The following is a 16,104-nucleotide window of genomic DNA, read 5'->3' on the forward strand; positions in this document are numbered from 1 at the left end:
ATAGCGCAAGCACGGTTCTGTGAGGGGGGAGGAGTACAATTTACCGCAAGGTAGAAAGGCTCCCTTCTACTCGACTAGTGTAAGAAGGTATAGACGATAAAATATAGAATATATACACAATAGAAACTATTCGTAGGGGGTGTTTAGTTTGAATAATCACGATGAAACGCCTGAAGAAAAAAGAGAACGTTTAAGACAAGGTGAATTAAAAAATAATCCAACTGGTTCATTAAACGATTCATTAAATAGAGGAAGTAATGGGAATTTAACTGATTTAACTGGTGGTATGGGTTGGAAAGGGACAGGATTATTAATTGTTGTATTAATAGTTGGATTTGTTTTATATAAACTGATTTTTTAAAGATTTTTTGAAGAGTTTGCTGCCATCGAATCGAAGGCGGCTTTTCTTATTGTGCTAACGGGTGCTTTAGTTGAAGAAAGCCACTGAGTTTTATCAGTGGCTTTTTGTTTGTTTAATGGAAGACCTATTCGATTAACTATTTATTCAATCACGGCGGAATTCTAGTTACTTAAATCCATTAATAATTCGTGGACAATGTGTTGTTCCAAATCTTTTGGCTTATCCAATAGTATCCCTCTTCTTGATGCAGCTGCAATTATTAGCCCTAATTCATAGTACATATTTTTAGAAACTAATCCTTTTGAAATCAATTTCTGCACTTCATAATAAAATTGAATCAAAAAATCACTTGGTAATTTTTCATACAAAGACACCTTTGGATACACCTACTATTCCTACTGTTTTAATATGAATAGTATCAATTAAAACTGAAAATGAAAAGAGTTTTTCGCTATATTCATAAATTTGTCATTTTATTACAGATACGTTTGACAATACTGCTTTAATCTTGTTGAACTACCATGAAAATAAGTTTCTTCAAGATTGGAAAAATGACAATACTTAAGAAGACCCTGCTCAATCGTTAAAAAAAAGAGGAGAGCGATAATTAATAAGTCTATGGATTGGGTTGACTGGATTAAGGTCAGTATCAGTATTGACACTTCCAAACCATTTTCATTCTTTGTGGTGCAGCACTGATTTTGTGCTGCATGGATGGCTAACGGGCAGGTTAGTTCAACAAGGAAACGAATTGAGTGGTGTTGCAATTAATACCTATGTATGCCTATTGTTGAGTATCGAAAGATGTGCTTTTTTATAAATTTTCTTAACGGAGGATTGAAATGCTGCTATTTCCTACTGGGAAACAACCAAAATTTATTAAGGATTTGAAAGACATTAAAGAGTCTCCAAAAGAGATTGCACTTCAAGGGAAGACTCAAAATCTTGAGTATTTGAGTAACTTTACTGACATTGAAACAGTTTGGATATACACTGTTAATCAAAAAGAATTTGATTTAATTATTAACTCCATCAATCCTACAACATTATACATATATGAAATGAGAGTTGAAGACTTATCAGCTTTAGAACGGCTTAAAAACGTAGAAAAGTTGTATCTTTGTTGGAATCCCAAAGCAAGTAAATTATGGGATATGTCGAAAAATCCTAATTTGAAATACCTTTCTATTGAGGATTTTAAACGATTGAACCAAATTGACCCAATCGGATTGTGCTATTCCTTAGAGGAATTAAATTTGGCTGGGGGGATTTGGACAACCTTAAATATCGACACAATTGAACCTATCAAACAGCTTCAAAACCTTAAAATTTTGGGATTATCAAACCTAAAGCTAAAAGATGAATCTTTAGAACCTATATCTCATTTAAAGGGTTTATTGGAACTCAGTTTATCGAACCAATTCCCTACGGAAGAATATGCAATGTTGTCAGTTAAGCTGCCTCATACTAAATGCGAATATTTTCATCCTTACGTTAAACTGAAGGATGACCCAATAGATGGAAAGGATATTATGGTTATTGGAAAGCGAAAACCATTCTTGAATTCAACTAAAGATATTGAAAAGCTACAAAAATACGAAAAACAGTTTGAGGTGTTTCAAAAGAAATACCAAATAACATAAATATTTCTTATTTAACTACCATGAAAATAAACTTCTATGAAAAAGGAAAAAGGCAATACTAAAATAAGACGCAGCTCATTCTTTTTTAAAAAAGGGGAGAGCGCCCAATTCATGATCTATTGTAGAAAAGTGGACTGGATTAAGATGCTTTAGGTTCTTGTAGAGTGACTATATAGCCTAAACTTTCGAGCCTTCTTAGTGAAGGACGGACGATGGATTGTTGTCTCTGCTTGTCAAAGTAGTCTTCGCCTAAGTCTACATACATTTCTTTTCGGGTTATGAGATAATAAGAGATGCGTAACATGGCATGAGCTACTACAATTCCTGCTCGTTTCTTGCCTTTTCGTGATGCTGTACGCCTATACAGTGCTCCGAGATAGTTTTTGGATCCTCTTACTGAATGAGCTGCTTCTGTTAACGCCGATCTTAAATACTTATTTCCTTTTTTAGTTTTGGCTGATTTTCTTTTTCCAGCGCTTTCATTTTGCCCAGGAACCAATCCTGCCCAAGAACACATATGAGCTGCAGTAGGGAATTGTTTCTTCACATCTGTTCCGATTTCAGATAAAATTTGTTCTGCCATTCTAGTAGCTATGCCAGGAATAGAGTCTAATCGCTCAATATCTTCTTGATGCGCGCTCATTCTATTGGCCACTTCCTGGTCTAGCATTTGAATTTGTTCAGTCAAAAAGTCAATATGTCCTAAGATGGTTTTTAACATAAGACGTTGATGTGAATGGATATAACCTTTTAAGGCGAGCTCTAACTCGTCTTTCTTCTTTTTCTTGGTGCGTCGAGCGAAGTTTGCTAGTTTTTCAGGATCTTCTTCTCCTTCGGCAATAGCGTCGAGCATATCTCGTGCTGAAACTCCCATCACATCTGAATGTTCGCTCCTTCTAACACCTTTTGAATTCGATTGTGCTGCCTAGCACGTTCTTCGATAATACTTCTACGATACCTTACTAGTTCACGCAGCTCACGTTGATTACGGTCAGGAATATAACTGGCCTTGAGCAGTCCATGACGAAGTAGTTTGGCAATCCATTCTGCATCTTTTACATCGGTCTTGCGACCTGGAACAGCCTTCATGTGTTGGGCATTTACAACTAAAAACTCAATTTCCTCAGCTTCTAGTAGATTTACAATAGGCTTCCAATATACACTTGTGCTTTCCATGGCAACATGAGTGCAGCCCTGCGATTTAATCCAATCCACTAACTTTAGTAGGAATACAGTTTTAGTGGAAAACGTTTGAATCTCCTTTCCTTCAGGTGTCATAATACAGGCAGTAATGTTGTCTTTATGAACATCCATACCGCATGCTCTTTCAATGACTATATCCATTGAAAACATCCTTTCTACGGCTCTAAGATAATTAGAGGCTGGTGCAGCAACCAGAATGGGATTAATCTACCATGTGTGCTTCCCGTAAGGGAGCGACAGTCAGTGGTGCACCGTGGTCGTTGGAGTCAGACTAACGGATGGGCTCTAACGCACCATAGTTCATCGACCTTCCTCTCCCAGCCGTAGAATCAGTATTGACGGATTGAATTCATTTTCATTCTCTGTGGTGAAGCGCAAATTTTTTGCGATTCATGGATGGCTAACGGGTGCAAGAGTTGAAGTCGGGGCTGTCATTTTGGCAGTTTTTCTTATTGTGCTAACGGGCAGGATAGTTCAAGAGCGATGAGATAATGATGGTAAGAAAAGAGGTGCAAAATGCTTTTAAACAATTTTATGAATGAGAATTTTCCAAACTTAGAACTAAGACCACCCTTGTTTTATTGTTGGGAAATTGGTATACGGTTTGAACTAGGGGTGGAGTGGAAAAGGGAATATGACTACCCCAACAACCCTTATGTACTGCGATGTTATAAAAGGGCAATTACGTTATTTGAAGCTTTACATTCTCCTATGGATGATATTTTTGTCGTGATGGATGTAAATGATTTTGATAGGGGTAAAAACATTAGACATCAGTTAAAGAACTTTTCTCGCTATGTTGAAAAATCATTATTGTTAAGGCTGACACACCAAGCAATACCTTATATATTCCCAGAAGATGATGAAGAAGGTACATATAAAACTCACAGATTTTCTCTATGCTGCAAAACATCTGATTTTAAATACGTCCCATTATTAAAAGCAATTTGCAATCAAGACTTGGGGTTGAAACCGAGTATTTTCCATAGAGTTTACTTCATTAATATCAATAAGAAGACTATCTTACACGTTTACGATGACAGAGGTTGTGATTTATTAGCGACATCGCCCGAATCGATTAGAAATATTTATGAAGGATACAACGATTGGATTTTAGATTACGATAGGAATGAAATAGACAAGGTATTTATATAAATGAATTAAGGAGTTGCGGCAGCAGCTCTTTTCTTATTGAACAAAACGAAGCAGTTTAATTGAATAAAAAAACAAAGCTTCTTATACGTATAAATGAGTTGATAATATTGGGGAGTGGAATGAATGGGGATAAGAAAAGCGAAGGTTGAGGATTGGAAGCAAATTTGTTTGTTATTAAACCAGTTGGACTATCCAGATACGGAACTTTTTATAAAGAAAAAAGTTGAAATACTTCTTAGGGATCCGAATGAGGTGTTTTTAGTGTTTGAAGAAGATCAGAGTGTTATAGCTTTAATTTCGGTTCATTTCATACCTCAATTAGCTGTAAAAGGAGATTTCGCAAGGATAAGTTACTTTGCGGTTGATAAAAACATTAGAAGTAAGGGGTTAGGACGTAAGATAGAAGAATATTGTACTGATTTAGCCATAAAAAGAAATTGCGATAGAATCGAAGTGCATTGCCATTCAAGGAGAAAAGATGCACATAGGTTTTATATGCGGCAAGGGTTTACGGAATCCCCAAAATATTTTATTAAAATGTTACCTCAATCTAACTAATATCCGTATTCTTGGGGGCAATTAAATAGAGGTTTCAAGAGTTTCATTTATTATCGCAATGTTTATTGCTGAAAGTGTTGAATTAACATCATTGTATGTTTCAACAAATTGGCTTTCAATATAAGTTACGTGATAGGAATCGCTTATGTAAGCAACTGTAACAACTGGTTTATTTGATTGGTCATTAAATGTCAATGTGATTTGGCATTTTTCAAATTGTTTCAAAGTCTTTAGCATTGTTATTGTATGCTGAGACATAATGCAGCCCCCTTTTAGATTAGGAACAGTCAATAAGCTCCATAGCTTATGTTCTTACAAACAATAATATCCCAATGTGGATTAGAAATGAATAGGGTTGAAAGAAAAATCTCAAAGAATTTTCAAACTAAATTAATGAACAATACGATCATATTGTGAAGAAATGTACTTAATCTAACGGGGGCTTATGTTAATTAAGATGTTGCTACGGCAGCATCTTTTTTCTTATTGTGCTAACGGGCAGTTTACTTGAAAACAGCAATGTCCTTTTATTCAGGTAAGTGTATGAATAAAAAATATAGGGGGAGGGATTTATTGTGGTAAACATTAGTGAATTTCCTATAATTGAAACTGAGAGATTGATTCTAAGACAAGTAACAAATGAGGATGCAGGCAGTCTTTTAAAGTATTTGTCTAATAAAGATGTAATAAAGCATATTGGATTAGAACCCTTCAATTCCATTAATGACGCATTGGATGAAATTTCGTGGTATCAATCGTTATTGGAAAAGAAAACAGGAATAAGATGGGGGATTACATTAAAGGATGAAGGGGAGGTGATTGGTAGTTGTGGTTTTTTAAACTTGGTCTCAAAGCATTATCGTTCTGAAATTGGTATTGAGTTAAGTAAAGAATATTGGGGCAAAGGGATAGCAAGTGAGGCTTTTGAGGCTGTTATAGGGTATGGATTTGAACAGATGAATTTACAACGGATAGAAGCGTTAATAGAACCTCTTAATTTACCCTCTCAAAGATTAGTAGAAAGACAGGGGTTTATGAGAGAAGGACTTTTGAGAAATTATGAGTTTACAGTTGGAAAATTCGATGATTTATATATGTATTCAATGTTAAAGCGTGACTTCATTATAAATCAGTAATTTAAGGTTTGTGAATTAATACACTTAAAGTAAAGGGTGCTTTAGTGAAATAAGATAATGCAAAAAAAGGCATAGAGTTGAAAATAACTCTATGCCTTTTTGACTGTGAAATTTACTGTGATTTGTGTTGTAAAATAACGTTATTTGCTGTGTGATAAGGTCTGTTATTTAACGTTTTGCACCTTACAAGTAAACCCGTTATCAAGTTTGATAGGATGTTTCCTCGGTACTAATTCTTGGCGAATTTGTGATAGGCTTTTCCACTTTCTTTGTGCAGCGCAAATACATATGTTTGAATGCATTCCTAAATCAGAAAATTTAAGAGGCTCAATGCTTTCAACCTTATTATTAGGTATTTTATACATATGTAAATCCTCCCTTCACGTAAAAAATCTCTTAGCTCAATTTTAACATTTATTGGAGTTGATTGGTTAGTTTGGAATTTTACTTTCCTTTCATTTGCTTATCAACTTTAGTAGTATAAAAGTTAAGAATAAGTATCTATTAGAGAGAGTAAACGGGGAGAAATCTATATGTCATTTTCTATTGAAAGTATCGCACAGTTGGATCATTCGAAAGAGTTTGCCCAGCTTCATCAAAAGTTCCATCAATTCAACCCATTGAAGGTTTTGCGTGTTGATCAGTTTGAAATACGACATTCCAATGTTTTAGCGTGGTTACTCGATCCATATGAAAATCATCAGTTAGGGAATTTCTTTATAAAAAAACTTGTATCTCGACTGCTAACAAGAGTAGAAAATGAAGAAAAATCAGCGAATATCAATTTGCTATCATATATGTATGCCTCTTACTCGGATACAGAAGTCTACCGTGAAGTAAAAACAAAAAATGGACGTTATATTGATTTACTCATTGTTGTTCCTTCCCAAAAGCTGGTTTTGGTCATTGAAAATAAATTTCATGCGGCAGAGTCAATTGGACAGCTTGATGATTATTTAACATATGCAAAAGATAATTATCAAGGCTACACCATACTTCCACTGTTTTTAACACTTCGAAGTGACGCTCCTACGCATCCTGAATATTGGGTGCTGGACTATAATGATGTCCTGGATATTATTCTCTTACATATCGAACTAAATCGTGAAGCAATTTCTGACAGGATCTATGAATTCTTAATGTATTATACAGCTATTTTAAAGGAAGAACTGGTACAAGATGAGGAAGCCATTCAGCTTGCTCAGGAGGTATATCAATCGAACAAAGCTGCTATTGATTTTCTATATCTGAGTCAGCATATAGAGCTACGGAAGCAGCCACGCTACAAGGATATTTATACCGATTGGGATGAAATATCTGCTGTGCAGCAAGAGGGCTTAAAGAGAATCTATGATAAAAAGAAACAAACAATAGATTATATTTTCAAAATAGGAAGCAATGTTCTGCGGGAAGCTTTTTTAACCTTTGTTAAACATGAAGAACTCCCTGCAGAGGTTTATATGGCACATGTTCAGGTACCGAATTTTATTTTACCGGAGTGGCTCGATTTTGCCGAGACTATTGGAGAACCAGAACAAGGATATTGGCGAGGCCATGGTCTAATCATTTGGTTTGAACGTACTTGGGATGAAAGATTAAAAGTCAATGTTGAAGTAGGACCAGTACCATTTGAGAGCAGGCTGAAGTTTTTAAATGCTCTTGAAAACCAAGGGATTCCAATTCGTCCTACAGCAAAACTAGAAGGCAAGAAATATACGAAAATATATACACAGACATTAAATATTACAGACTGGGCAAATAAACAAGAAATTGTGAATGGGATGGAGAATTTATATCATGATCCGTCACTGATTGATTTGTTTAAGAAAATAGCCTCAGCAGTAGAATCAATAGAAGCCAGAGAGGAATTTGAAATCCAACAAGAAATACAATCAGTTAGGCATACTGCTGTTCATTTTCCTGAAAAAGCATTTATTAAATTCGCTGAGGCACAAGGCATTGATTCTAATGAGTACCGAATCGGGAATCGAAATGCCTCATTCCTGGTGGGTGCATTTCGAGAATTAGAAAAAGGCTACGGTGTGACTCGAGAAAAATGGTGGTGGCATGATAGCACCTTCACTTATTGGTTTGACCGGTTAAGGGATGAACGGCTAAAACTCACTCTAGAACTTGGACCGCTCCAAGCTGAAAATCGATTAAAGATTATTGAATGTTTAGAGGAGATGGGCGTTTCCTTCTCATCACAATCTAAACTACCAAGTGCCAGATATACAAGATTGTTCTCAAAGTCTGTTGTTATTGAAAATTGGGAGGACGAAAAGGAATTATATCGTGAAATGGTAAGGTTATTTGAGGATCAAAAGAATCAGGAGCTTTTGTATAAGATTGATAGACTAGTTCAGTCATATTTACGCAAAGTATATTCCTTTTTCAGAAAATAATTATTAATATTAAGATAGATTACTAACCGGGAGGTCGTTATGGAGAATAAGTTTTATTTCTATCAATTTTTAGAACCGATTTCGAAGGAACTGGCACTGCTGGCAAAGGAATTGGAAAACAGTATCTTTACTAGTCCAAGGACGATGCTTACGCATGCAAGGATTTTTGTGGAGAACATCTTACAGCAGGTTGTACAAGCAGAAAAAATTGCGGAAGATCCAAGAACTTCTTTAAAAGAAAGACTGGATCTTCTAAATGAAAATGGATATTTGATTCCTGAAATTCGTGATGATCTTCATTTGGTGAGGAGATTGGGAAATCAGGCTGCACATGATGCGCGTATGTTCAGGTTTTCGGAAGCACTCTTATCCTGGGAAGCGTTATATAGCATTGTAAAATGGTATGTTGAGGTTTATGGACCGGTGGAAGTGAATGTTCCTGAATATCAGGATCCCTCACCTCAGACAGAAAAAGTTTTCGATATGAGTGAGCTTGAAGTAAGGCTAAAGGGACTTGAGGAGCTTTTGAAAAATCAAGCAGAAAAACCTGCGGAGCTTCCTGCTCAACAGGAAGTGGCTGCAACTGTAGAAGTTCCAGAACTAGAGGTTCAAGAAACTCCGGGCTTCACACCTATTCGTACCCTTACATACAAAGGCCGAAAGCTAGATGTACCGTACTTCCTTCGGGATGCTTTTTTACTGCCACAGCGTTTTGAAAAATCGGAGACTTTCTTGATTAGACTCGGAGCTGAGCAGGAAGCACGAATCATGAGCGAGCTGCCAAACAACTTTGAGGGACTTCATAAGAAAGTGAAACGTTACGGTGAAAAGAACGATGAGCTCTTTTTTGAAGAACTGAAAGTCTTTATAGAAGAGGAAAAGACTCGCAGAAACCTGACATTAAAACGCCAGGGAGAATTATTTTTCTTCTATAAAGCAGACCATATCGTCGTGACAGAAGAACTATCGAAAGTGACACTTACTGCAGATGAGTTCACGGGAATACCTGGCCTGTTAAGACAGCTAAATGAAAATCAGATCAAAACGGTGGGCCAGCTTCCAAACGAGCTGGTTACTCTCGCAAAATATGATAATGTCGGCGTTGGTACGATTGAAAAACTGTTTGAACAGCTTAAGTCCAAAGTGAAGGAAAAATCCGTTGCAGTAACTGAAGCAGAAGAGCCTACTGAGGAGCAGCGTAAAAGCTATAAAAAGTGGGATTCTCTTTATGTAAAGGTTACGTTTGGAGATGTAAAGAGTGTCATACGGGGTGAAAGTGTTCCATCCATATGGAAAGAAGCGTTGAACTGGATGGAAGCTAAAAATTTACCTTTGTATGATCTTATAAAAGAGGGAATTATCCTTGGCTCAACGGATGGCGGAAAACGATATGCGATTGCACTTGAACCCATTCATAAGGATAACCGGCATTTTGTCCAAATGCATACCTATAAGTCCGAGTTAACTGGGGAAATCTATTATCTTGAGACAAAAATCAATCCGAAATCCGGGTTAGAAACACTCGAGAAAATCTTCAAGCGTCTGGGTGTAGAAGTGGATATACCGCTTTTAAAAGCTGAATAAAAGCTTTTATGGGAATGAGGGGGAGATAAAATGCGTGAAGAAGGCTTTGTAAGTGTAACAGGCGGAAAGGTCTGGTATGAATTATATAATAAGGATGCCAGCGGAACACCTGTCATTGTATTGCACGGGGGTCCAGGTTCATCCAGCTATTCATTTCAGGGACTAAAGGAACTAGGTAAAGACCGGCCAGTTATTTTGTATGATCAGCTTGGCTGCGGCAGGTCGGACCGGCCAGAGGATGAATCACTTTGGAAAATTGAACGGTTTGTGGAGGAACTCGGCCAGATTCGAGAAGAACTCAAACTAGATGAAGTGCACATTCTAGGCCATTCATGGGGAACCACACTTGCTGCGGCATACGCTCTGACACAACCAATCGGTGTTAAGAGTATCATCTTCTCTAGTTCTTGCCTCAGTGCTCCATTATGGGAACAGGACCAAAAAAGGAATATTGAAAAGCTGCCAACAGAAATTCAGGAAACGATTATTCGCTGTGAAGAGAATGGTACAACCGATTCGGAAGAATTTGAAAAGGCCATCGAGGAGTTCAATAAGAATTTTGTTTGCCGATTAGATCCTTTCCCTGAATGGCTGAAAGAGGGAAGGAAGTATCGGAATCCAGAGGTGTATGAGATCATGTGGGGGCCATCTGAATTTACGGTAATGGGTAACCTGAAAACCTTTGACTGCACCACGCAATTAAAGGAAATAACCTGCCCAACTCTTTATACATGTGGCCGTTATGATGAAGCGACTCCGGAATCAACCGAGTATTACAGCAGCCTGACACCGAATTCCCATTTTCATGTATTTGAAAACAGTGCGCATATGCCGTATGTGGAGGAAACGGAAGAATATTTACGGGTAATGAGCGATTTTCTAAAAAGCGTTGACTAATGAACTTAAAACCTCCTCAATTATATCTTGAGGAGGTTTTGTATTTACACCTTTATTTTTCTTTTATGGATACTAGGGCATTGGAATGAAAAAACCTTAAGTAATTATTAACAGAATAAACCTGAAGCACACTCTCGAAAAAAAAATTATTTCACTCTCAACAGGCGTTTTTCCATTATTACTTATTTATTAACCGTTTACATTAACAATGATTTAATCTAACCGAATAAACACTATTGTAAAATATCAAAAAATTCATTATAATACTATTCATTGATAATAATCGATTGATAGATAAGTAATCTAAATGGTCATCCTCCTTATAAAAATTGTTAAGTTTACCGTTTCTTAAAAGATACACTTTGTTAAATTAGGAAAATTACTCAACTTAATTGAATAATGTTTTTCCATAAAAAATTTTTACATAGATGGGGGAGATTATTTTTGAAAAGCTTTTTGAAAAAATGGAATCAAATCAGTTTGGTAAAACAAATCATTGCGGGATTGATCATTGGTATTATCCTGGCAGTAACGATTCCTGAAGTAGCAAAACCTATAGTCATTTTAGGTTCTTTATTTGTAGGTGCTTTAAAAGCTATTGCTCCAGTATTAGTGCTCTTCTTGGTTATGTCAGCGATCGCTCAACACAAAAAAGGTCACCAAACGAATATGAAATCCATTCTCTTTCTATATCTATTAGGTACCTTTTTAGCTGGTTTATTTGCCGTTATTGTATCTTTTATTTTTCCTGTCAGTATATCGCTTGCCAAGAGCGCACAGGATGTGACCGCTCCTGGCGGTGTGGCGGAAGTTCTCAAAACATTACTAATGAATGTTGTCGATAATCCTGTAAAAGCTATCTATAATGCGAACTACATCGGTATTTTAGCATGGGCAGTCCTTCTTGGTTTGGCATTAAAAAATGCCTCTGATACCACAAAAACATTGATTTCCAATTTTTCAGATGCCGTATCTAAAATGGTTACATGGGTCATCAAGCTCGCACCCTTTGGAATCATGGGTCTCGTGATTGACTCCATTACCACCAATGGAATTAACTCATTACTAAGTTATGGGAAATTACTTGTTGTCTTACTTGGATCCATGCTCTTCGTGGCCCTTGTTGTTAATCCAATCATTGTGTTTGTTAATATACGGCAAAATCCATATCCACTTGTTTTTAAATGTCTAAAGGAAAGTGGCATCACAGCATTCTTTACACGTAGCTCAGCAGCAAATATTCCTGTAAATATGAGATTATGTGAAGAGTTAAAATTAGATAAAGATTCTTATTCTGTCTCTATTCCTCTTGGTGCAACCATTAATATGGCTGGTGCCGCGGTTACGATCTCTGTTCTGACACTTGCAGCCGTTCATACTCTTGGCATTCACGTGGATATTCCTACAGCGATCATCCTAATCTTACTATCAGCTTTATGTGCCTGCGGTGCTTCAGGGGTTGCAGGCGGTTCACTATTGCTGATTCCTTTAGCTTGCAGCTTATTTGGCATCCCAGCTGATGTTGCCATGCAAGTAGTAGGTGTAGGCTTTATCATTGGTGTTTTACAAGACTCATTTGAAACCGCCCTTAACTCATCCACAGACGTTCTTTTCACAGCAACTGCTGAATATAAGAAATGGCGTAAAGAAGGAAAGACGATTAAAATTCAGAAAGCATCATAATAGTAAGAAGCTCTTGTATTCCAGTGATATGTACCCGAGTTAGGACAGTTATAAAAAAGAGCCTGTACTGCTAACAGGTGCCCCCCGGTATTACTAAGCCGTTCTCTTTTGGAGTACCCACGTAGGAAAAAGTATATATAAAAACAAGTATAAAAGCAGTGGATTCCACACCCGAAATCGCACTGCTTTTAGCATTATTACTAGTGATTATATGGTAAAATTAGCAAATAGGCTTATTGCACAACGTGGCATTTTATTTTAAGAAATAATGTAAAAAAGAAAGATAAAATCGCCATATAGGCGATTTTTTTATGTTTGTTTTTAGCTTATCTTGTTAATAATTGTGAATAGTTGTTAAATAATTGATGTTTTTTCACATTTTGTTCACATTTCCACCTTGTTCATAGTGGTTAAATATATTATGGTGAAAATGTGCACATTAATTTCTTTAGAAAAGGTGGCAGGTACCATGTTGCCAAATGAAAGAAAACAACAATTATTAAAGTGGCTAAAGGACGAAGGTACCCTCTCAATTTCGGATATTAGTGCAAGGTTAGGTGTATCTGAAATGACAGTGTACCGGGATATAAAGCCATTGTTAGAAGAAAGAAGGATCGTAAAAACCTCCGGCGGACTTTGCCTAACGAACCAGAAAGAAGAAATCATAAAAGGCTGCACTTACTGTTTAAAAGATTCTTTTAGCCGAAACCCAGTGCAGATAATAACTCATGATTTAAAAGTAGAGCAGCTATGCTGCCCACATTGCGGTTTATTACGATTTAAGACGATTGAGGATCAAGTGTCGCAAATCATTTGCCGTGATTTTCTTAATGACATGACGATAAGCGCTAAATTGGCTCACTTTTTGTTAGATGCTGATTTTAATTTAAATTGCTGTCAGCCCCAGGTTCTTGCATTCAGTTCAAGAAAACAGGCTGAGCAGTTTAAAAAAGGATTTGGGGGTATCGTTCTAGGGTTTGAAGAGGCAATAAGAGAAATTGAACTGAGAATGGCTGGAAAGAGGAGTTGCGGGTGTCATAGCCGCGAGGAGTCAGTGGATTAATGGGACAAAAAAGAATTGCGTCTTTTATCATTTTAATTCTTATCGTCATCTTTTCTTTTCCAGGAAACTCTTCAGCCCATGCTTTTATTACAAAATCTAACCCATCGGAAAATCAAGTGCTTAACCAAGCTCCCGGTAAAGTATGGATTCAATTTGATGAGGAGATCCAGCCTGCCTTTCAATCAATTCAAGTGTTTGATTCAAGTGGAAAGCGGGTTGACCGGAAAGATGGTCAGATAAATCCCGATAATTCAGCCATCCTAGAATGCAGTCTCAAAGATGAGTTGGGAAATGGCACATACAGAATTAACTGGCGCGTGGTATCAAGTGATGGACATCCGGTTCAAGGAGCCATTCCTTTCCAAATCGGCAATATATCTCAAAAACCTGATACAAGTGAAACTAAGCAAGAGACAAGCGGTTATACTCCAAAAGCTGATTTAATCGTTATTCATTGGATTCAATATGTCAGTAATTCATTTCTGGTTGGAATCCTATTCTTTTTCCTTTTTGTCATGCCAAAGGATTTATTACATAACACCCAGATAAAAATGCGCCTAAGTATGGTTCTCAAGTTTTCATATGGTCTGTTGGCTTTAAGTATCATTTTATCCTTGCCATTACAGGCGACCATTGAATCCAATTTGCCATGGACCAAAGTATTTTCCGGCAGTGTAATTAGTAAGATATTATTCAGCTCATCTTTCGGAAAACCTTGGATTGCCCAAATTATCATATTGATTTTTCTCGGGCTTCCAGTTCTTTTGGTCTGTTTTCATTATTTCACCAATAGGTTATGGGTCTGGCTCACCTTTGTTTTGGGCATCGGGTTATTGGTAACAAAGACATTCACTAGCCATGCTGCTTCTTCATCCCATCCTATCCTGCCGATGACGATGGATTTTCTCCATCTGCTTACTGCGTCCATTTGGATAGGGAATTTACTTTGTTTGGTGCTTTTAATTCCTTTGATTCGCTCTCAGGAATTCAGAAGCCTTATGTTTGATTGTATCCAGCGATTTTTTAAATGGGGAGTTATCCTGGTTATCCTATTATCAATAACGGGAATCTATGGCAGCTTTTTATTTATCCCTTCCTTACAGGCACTTATCCATAATGACTATGGAAGAGTTTTGTTGGTTAAGGCATTGCTCCTGGTGATCATGGTGCTTCTTGCTGCTTTTAATTCTATACACGGACGACAACTGTTAGACAAAGGGCTTCCTTTCTCTATGAAGACAGAATTAGCAACTGGCATCAGCGTTTTGCTTCTGTCGGTGATTTTAACCAATTTGCCGACCGCAATGGCTTCCCCGGGACCGTTCAGTGAAACTAAAAAAGATAAACATAGAAATGAGATTACGTTCGAAGCCTCTCCCAACACTATTGGAAAGAATGAGTTTAAGGTCTTTCTAACAGATTCACAGGGAAAAAGACTAAAGAATATTGAACAAGTGACTCTTACTTTCACCTCACTTGAGATGGATATGGGAGAAGATACCGTCACACTAAAGAAACAAGGACCAGGTACATATGAATGGACAGGTTTTAATTTCAATATGTCCGGCAAATGGAAAGTTCATGTTCATGTTCTAACAAAGGAATTAGATACAATGGATGCTAATTTTACTTGTTTGGTTGGCAGTCAATAAAAAAATAAAAAAGGAGTATTACAATGAAAAAAATATCTAAAATGTTTTTATTAACCGTACTAGGATTATTTTTATTTTCAAGTGTGGCTAGTGCCCACGTAACAGTCGTGCCGAAATCTTCCACTACTGGAGCATGGGAAACCTATACCGTAAAGGTACCTGTTGAGAAAGATATACCTACCACGAAATTTACTTTAAAAGCCCCAGAGGGCGTGGAGATTATGTCCTACCAGCCAGTTCCAGGATGGAAGTATTCGGCTGACAAAGATGCGAAGGGAAAAGTAAAGACATTCAGTTTTGAAACCACCGGCGAGGGAATCCTGCCAGGACAATTTCAATCCTTTACTTTCGTTGCCAAAAATCCTGATAATGCTACTAAAATTGCTTGGAATGCCTATCAATACTATAAAGATGGAACAATTGTAGAGTGGACAGGGGATGAAAATTCCAAAGCCCCTCACTCCATAACCGATATAGTAGCAGGTGTTGCTGAAGATCATCAAGATCACCAAGCAAAAACAAATGATACAAAGAAAGAAGAAACAAAAAGTGAAACTAAAGCTTCAACAAACGGAACAACTAATTCTCTGCCACTTATCTTATCAATTATTGCAGTAGTCCTATCCTTAGTGGCTGTTTTCCGAGCTGCTCGTAAAAAATAGATAGGAAAAAGACCTATTCACACTTGTGATGTGACCCCCAAAAGTTAGAGTTTTATATTAAGCAGCCGATTGGCTGGTATGAATCCGGTATTGTACTGGACT

General features: G+C 37.0%; 15 protein-coding genes and 1 pseudogene. 12 read left to right on the top strand and 4 right to left on the bottom strand.

Annotated elements, in window-relative coordinates:
* Positions 1-148: 148 nt before the first annotated feature.
* Positions 149-361, top strand: coding sequence for a DUF6366 family protein (locus AC3WR0_RS24690; RefSeq protein WP_492554746.1), 213 nt, complete (start codon positions 149-151; stop codon positions 359-361).
* A 161-nt stretch (positions 362-522) separates the two neighbouring features.
* Here AC3WR0_RS24690 and AC3WR0_RS24695 read toward each other — a convergent pair whose 3' ends face one another.
* Positions 523-735 (bottom strand): hypothetical protein, encoded by a 213-nt coding sequence (locus tag AC3WR0_RS24695; protein WP_492554747.1) that lies wholly within the window; start codon positions 733-735, stop codon positions 523-525.
* A gap of 468 nt (positions 736-1,203) precedes the next feature.
* Between AC3WR0_RS24695 and AC3WR0_RS24700 the strand changes: the two genes are divergently transcribed.
* Positions 1,204-2,004: a leucine-rich repeat domain-containing protein gene (locus AC3WR0_RS24700; protein ID WP_492554748.1), complete on the top strand. Its 801-nt coding sequence runs from the start codon at positions 1,204-1,206 to the stop codon at positions 2,002-2,004.
* Positions 2,005-2,143: 139 nt separating this feature from the next.
* On the opposite strand, the pseudogene AC3WR0_RS24705 reads toward AC3WR0_RS24700, so the two are convergent.
* A pseudogene (locus AC3WR0_RS24705) lies at positions 2,144-3,348 on the bottom strand (IS110 family RNA-guided transposase).
* A 393-nt stretch (positions 3,349-3,741) separates the two neighbouring features.
* Here AC3WR0_RS24705 and AC3WR0_RS24710 point away from each other — a divergent pair.
* Together AC3WR0_RS24710 and AC3WR0_RS24715 are read left to right on the top strand one after the other, a co-directional pair.
* Complete coding sequence (locus tag AC3WR0_RS24710; protein ID WP_492554759.1) at positions 3,742-4,362, top strand: DUF3885 domain-containing protein; 621 nt, start codon at positions 3,742-3,744, stop codon at positions 4,360-4,362.
* 123 nt (positions 4,363-4,485) lie between these two features.
* A complete protein-coding gene (locus AC3WR0_RS24715; protein WP_492554749.1) occupies positions 4,486-4,920 on the top strand; it encodes a GNAT family N-acetyltransferase in 435 nt (144 codons plus the stop codon).
* A 21-nt stretch (positions 4,921-4,941) separates the two neighbouring features.
* Here the strand turns inward: AC3WR0_RS24715 and AC3WR0_RS24720 are convergent, their stop codons facing one another.
* Positions 4,942-5,178 carry a hypothetical protein gene (locus AC3WR0_RS24720; RefSeq protein WP_492554750.1) on the bottom strand — a complete coding sequence of 79 codons (237 nt, stop codon included), beginning with the start codon at positions 5,176-5,178 and terminating at the stop codon, positions 4,942-4,944.
* Between the two features lie 326 nt (positions 5,179-5,504).
* Between AC3WR0_RS24720 and AC3WR0_RS24725 the strand changes: the two genes are divergently transcribed.
* Complete coding sequence (locus tag AC3WR0_RS24725) at positions 5,505-6,056, top strand: GNAT family N-acetyltransferase (RefSeq protein ID WP_492554760.1); 552 nt, start codon at positions 5,505-5,507, stop codon at positions 6,054-6,056.
* A 164-nt stretch (positions 6,057-6,220) separates the two neighbouring features.
* Here the strand turns inward: AC3WR0_RS24725 and AC3WR0_RS24730 are convergent, their stop codons facing one another.
* On the bottom strand, positions 6,221-6,421 hold the full coding sequence (locus AC3WR0_RS24730) for a hypothetical protein (protein ID WP_492554751.1): 201 nt from the start codon (positions 6,419-6,421) through the stop codon (positions 6,221-6,223).
* Positions 6,422-6,589: 168 nt separating this feature from the next.
* Here AC3WR0_RS24730 and AC3WR0_RS24735 point away from each other — a divergent pair, with 168 nt between their 5' ends.
* From AC3WR0_RS24735 to AC3WR0_RS24765, 7 genes are all read left to right on the top strand, one after another.
* On the top strand, positions 6,590-8,461 hold the full coding sequence (locus AC3WR0_RS24735) for a PDDEXK-like family protein (protein ID WP_492554752.1): 1,872 nt from the start codon (positions 6,590-6,592) through the stop codon (positions 8,459-8,461).
* 39 nt (positions 8,462-8,500) lie between these two features.
* The gene (locus AC3WR0_RS24740) at positions 8,501-10,045 is read left to right on the top strand and encodes a DUF4145 domain-containing protein (protein ID WP_492554753.1); all 1,545 of its coding nucleotides are present in this window, start codon (positions 8,501-8,503) and stop codon (positions 10,043-10,045) included.
* Between the two features lie 30 nt (positions 10,046-10,075).
* Entirely contained in the window at positions 10,076-10,942 is an 867-nt protein-coding gene (locus AC3WR0_RS24745) for a proline iminopeptidase-family hydrolase (RefSeq protein WP_492554754.1), read from the top strand.
* A 444-nt stretch (positions 10,943-11,386) separates the two neighbouring features.
* A complete protein-coding gene (gene sstT / locus AC3WR0_RS24750) occupies positions 11,387-12,625 on the top strand; it encodes a serine/threonine transporter SstT (protein WP_492554755.1) in 1,239 nt (412 codons plus the stop codon).
* A 469-nt stretch (positions 12,626-13,094) separates the two neighbouring features.
* On the top strand, positions 13,095-13,688 hold the full coding sequence (locus tag AC3WR0_RS24755; RefSeq protein WP_492554756.1) for a DeoR family transcriptional regulator: 594 nt from the start codon (positions 13,095-13,097) through the stop codon (positions 13,686-13,688).
* Complete coding sequence (locus AC3WR0_RS24760) at positions 13,688-15,340, top strand: copper resistance protein CopC (RefSeq protein ID WP_492554757.1); 1,653 nt, start codon at positions 13,688-13,690, stop codon at positions 15,338-15,340. The genes AC3WR0_RS24755 and AC3WR0_RS24760 overlap by 1 nt, the downstream gene beginning before the upstream one ends.
* 23 nt (positions 15,341-15,363) lie before the next feature.
* Entirely contained in the window at positions 15,364-16,002 is a 639-nt protein-coding gene (locus AC3WR0_RS24765; RefSeq protein WP_492554758.1) for a YcnI family copper-binding membrane protein, read from the top strand.
* Positions 16,003-16,104: the final 102 nt, after the last annotated feature.

The sequence above is a fragment of the Neobacillus sp. FW104-15D2 genome, assembly GCF_058790155.1.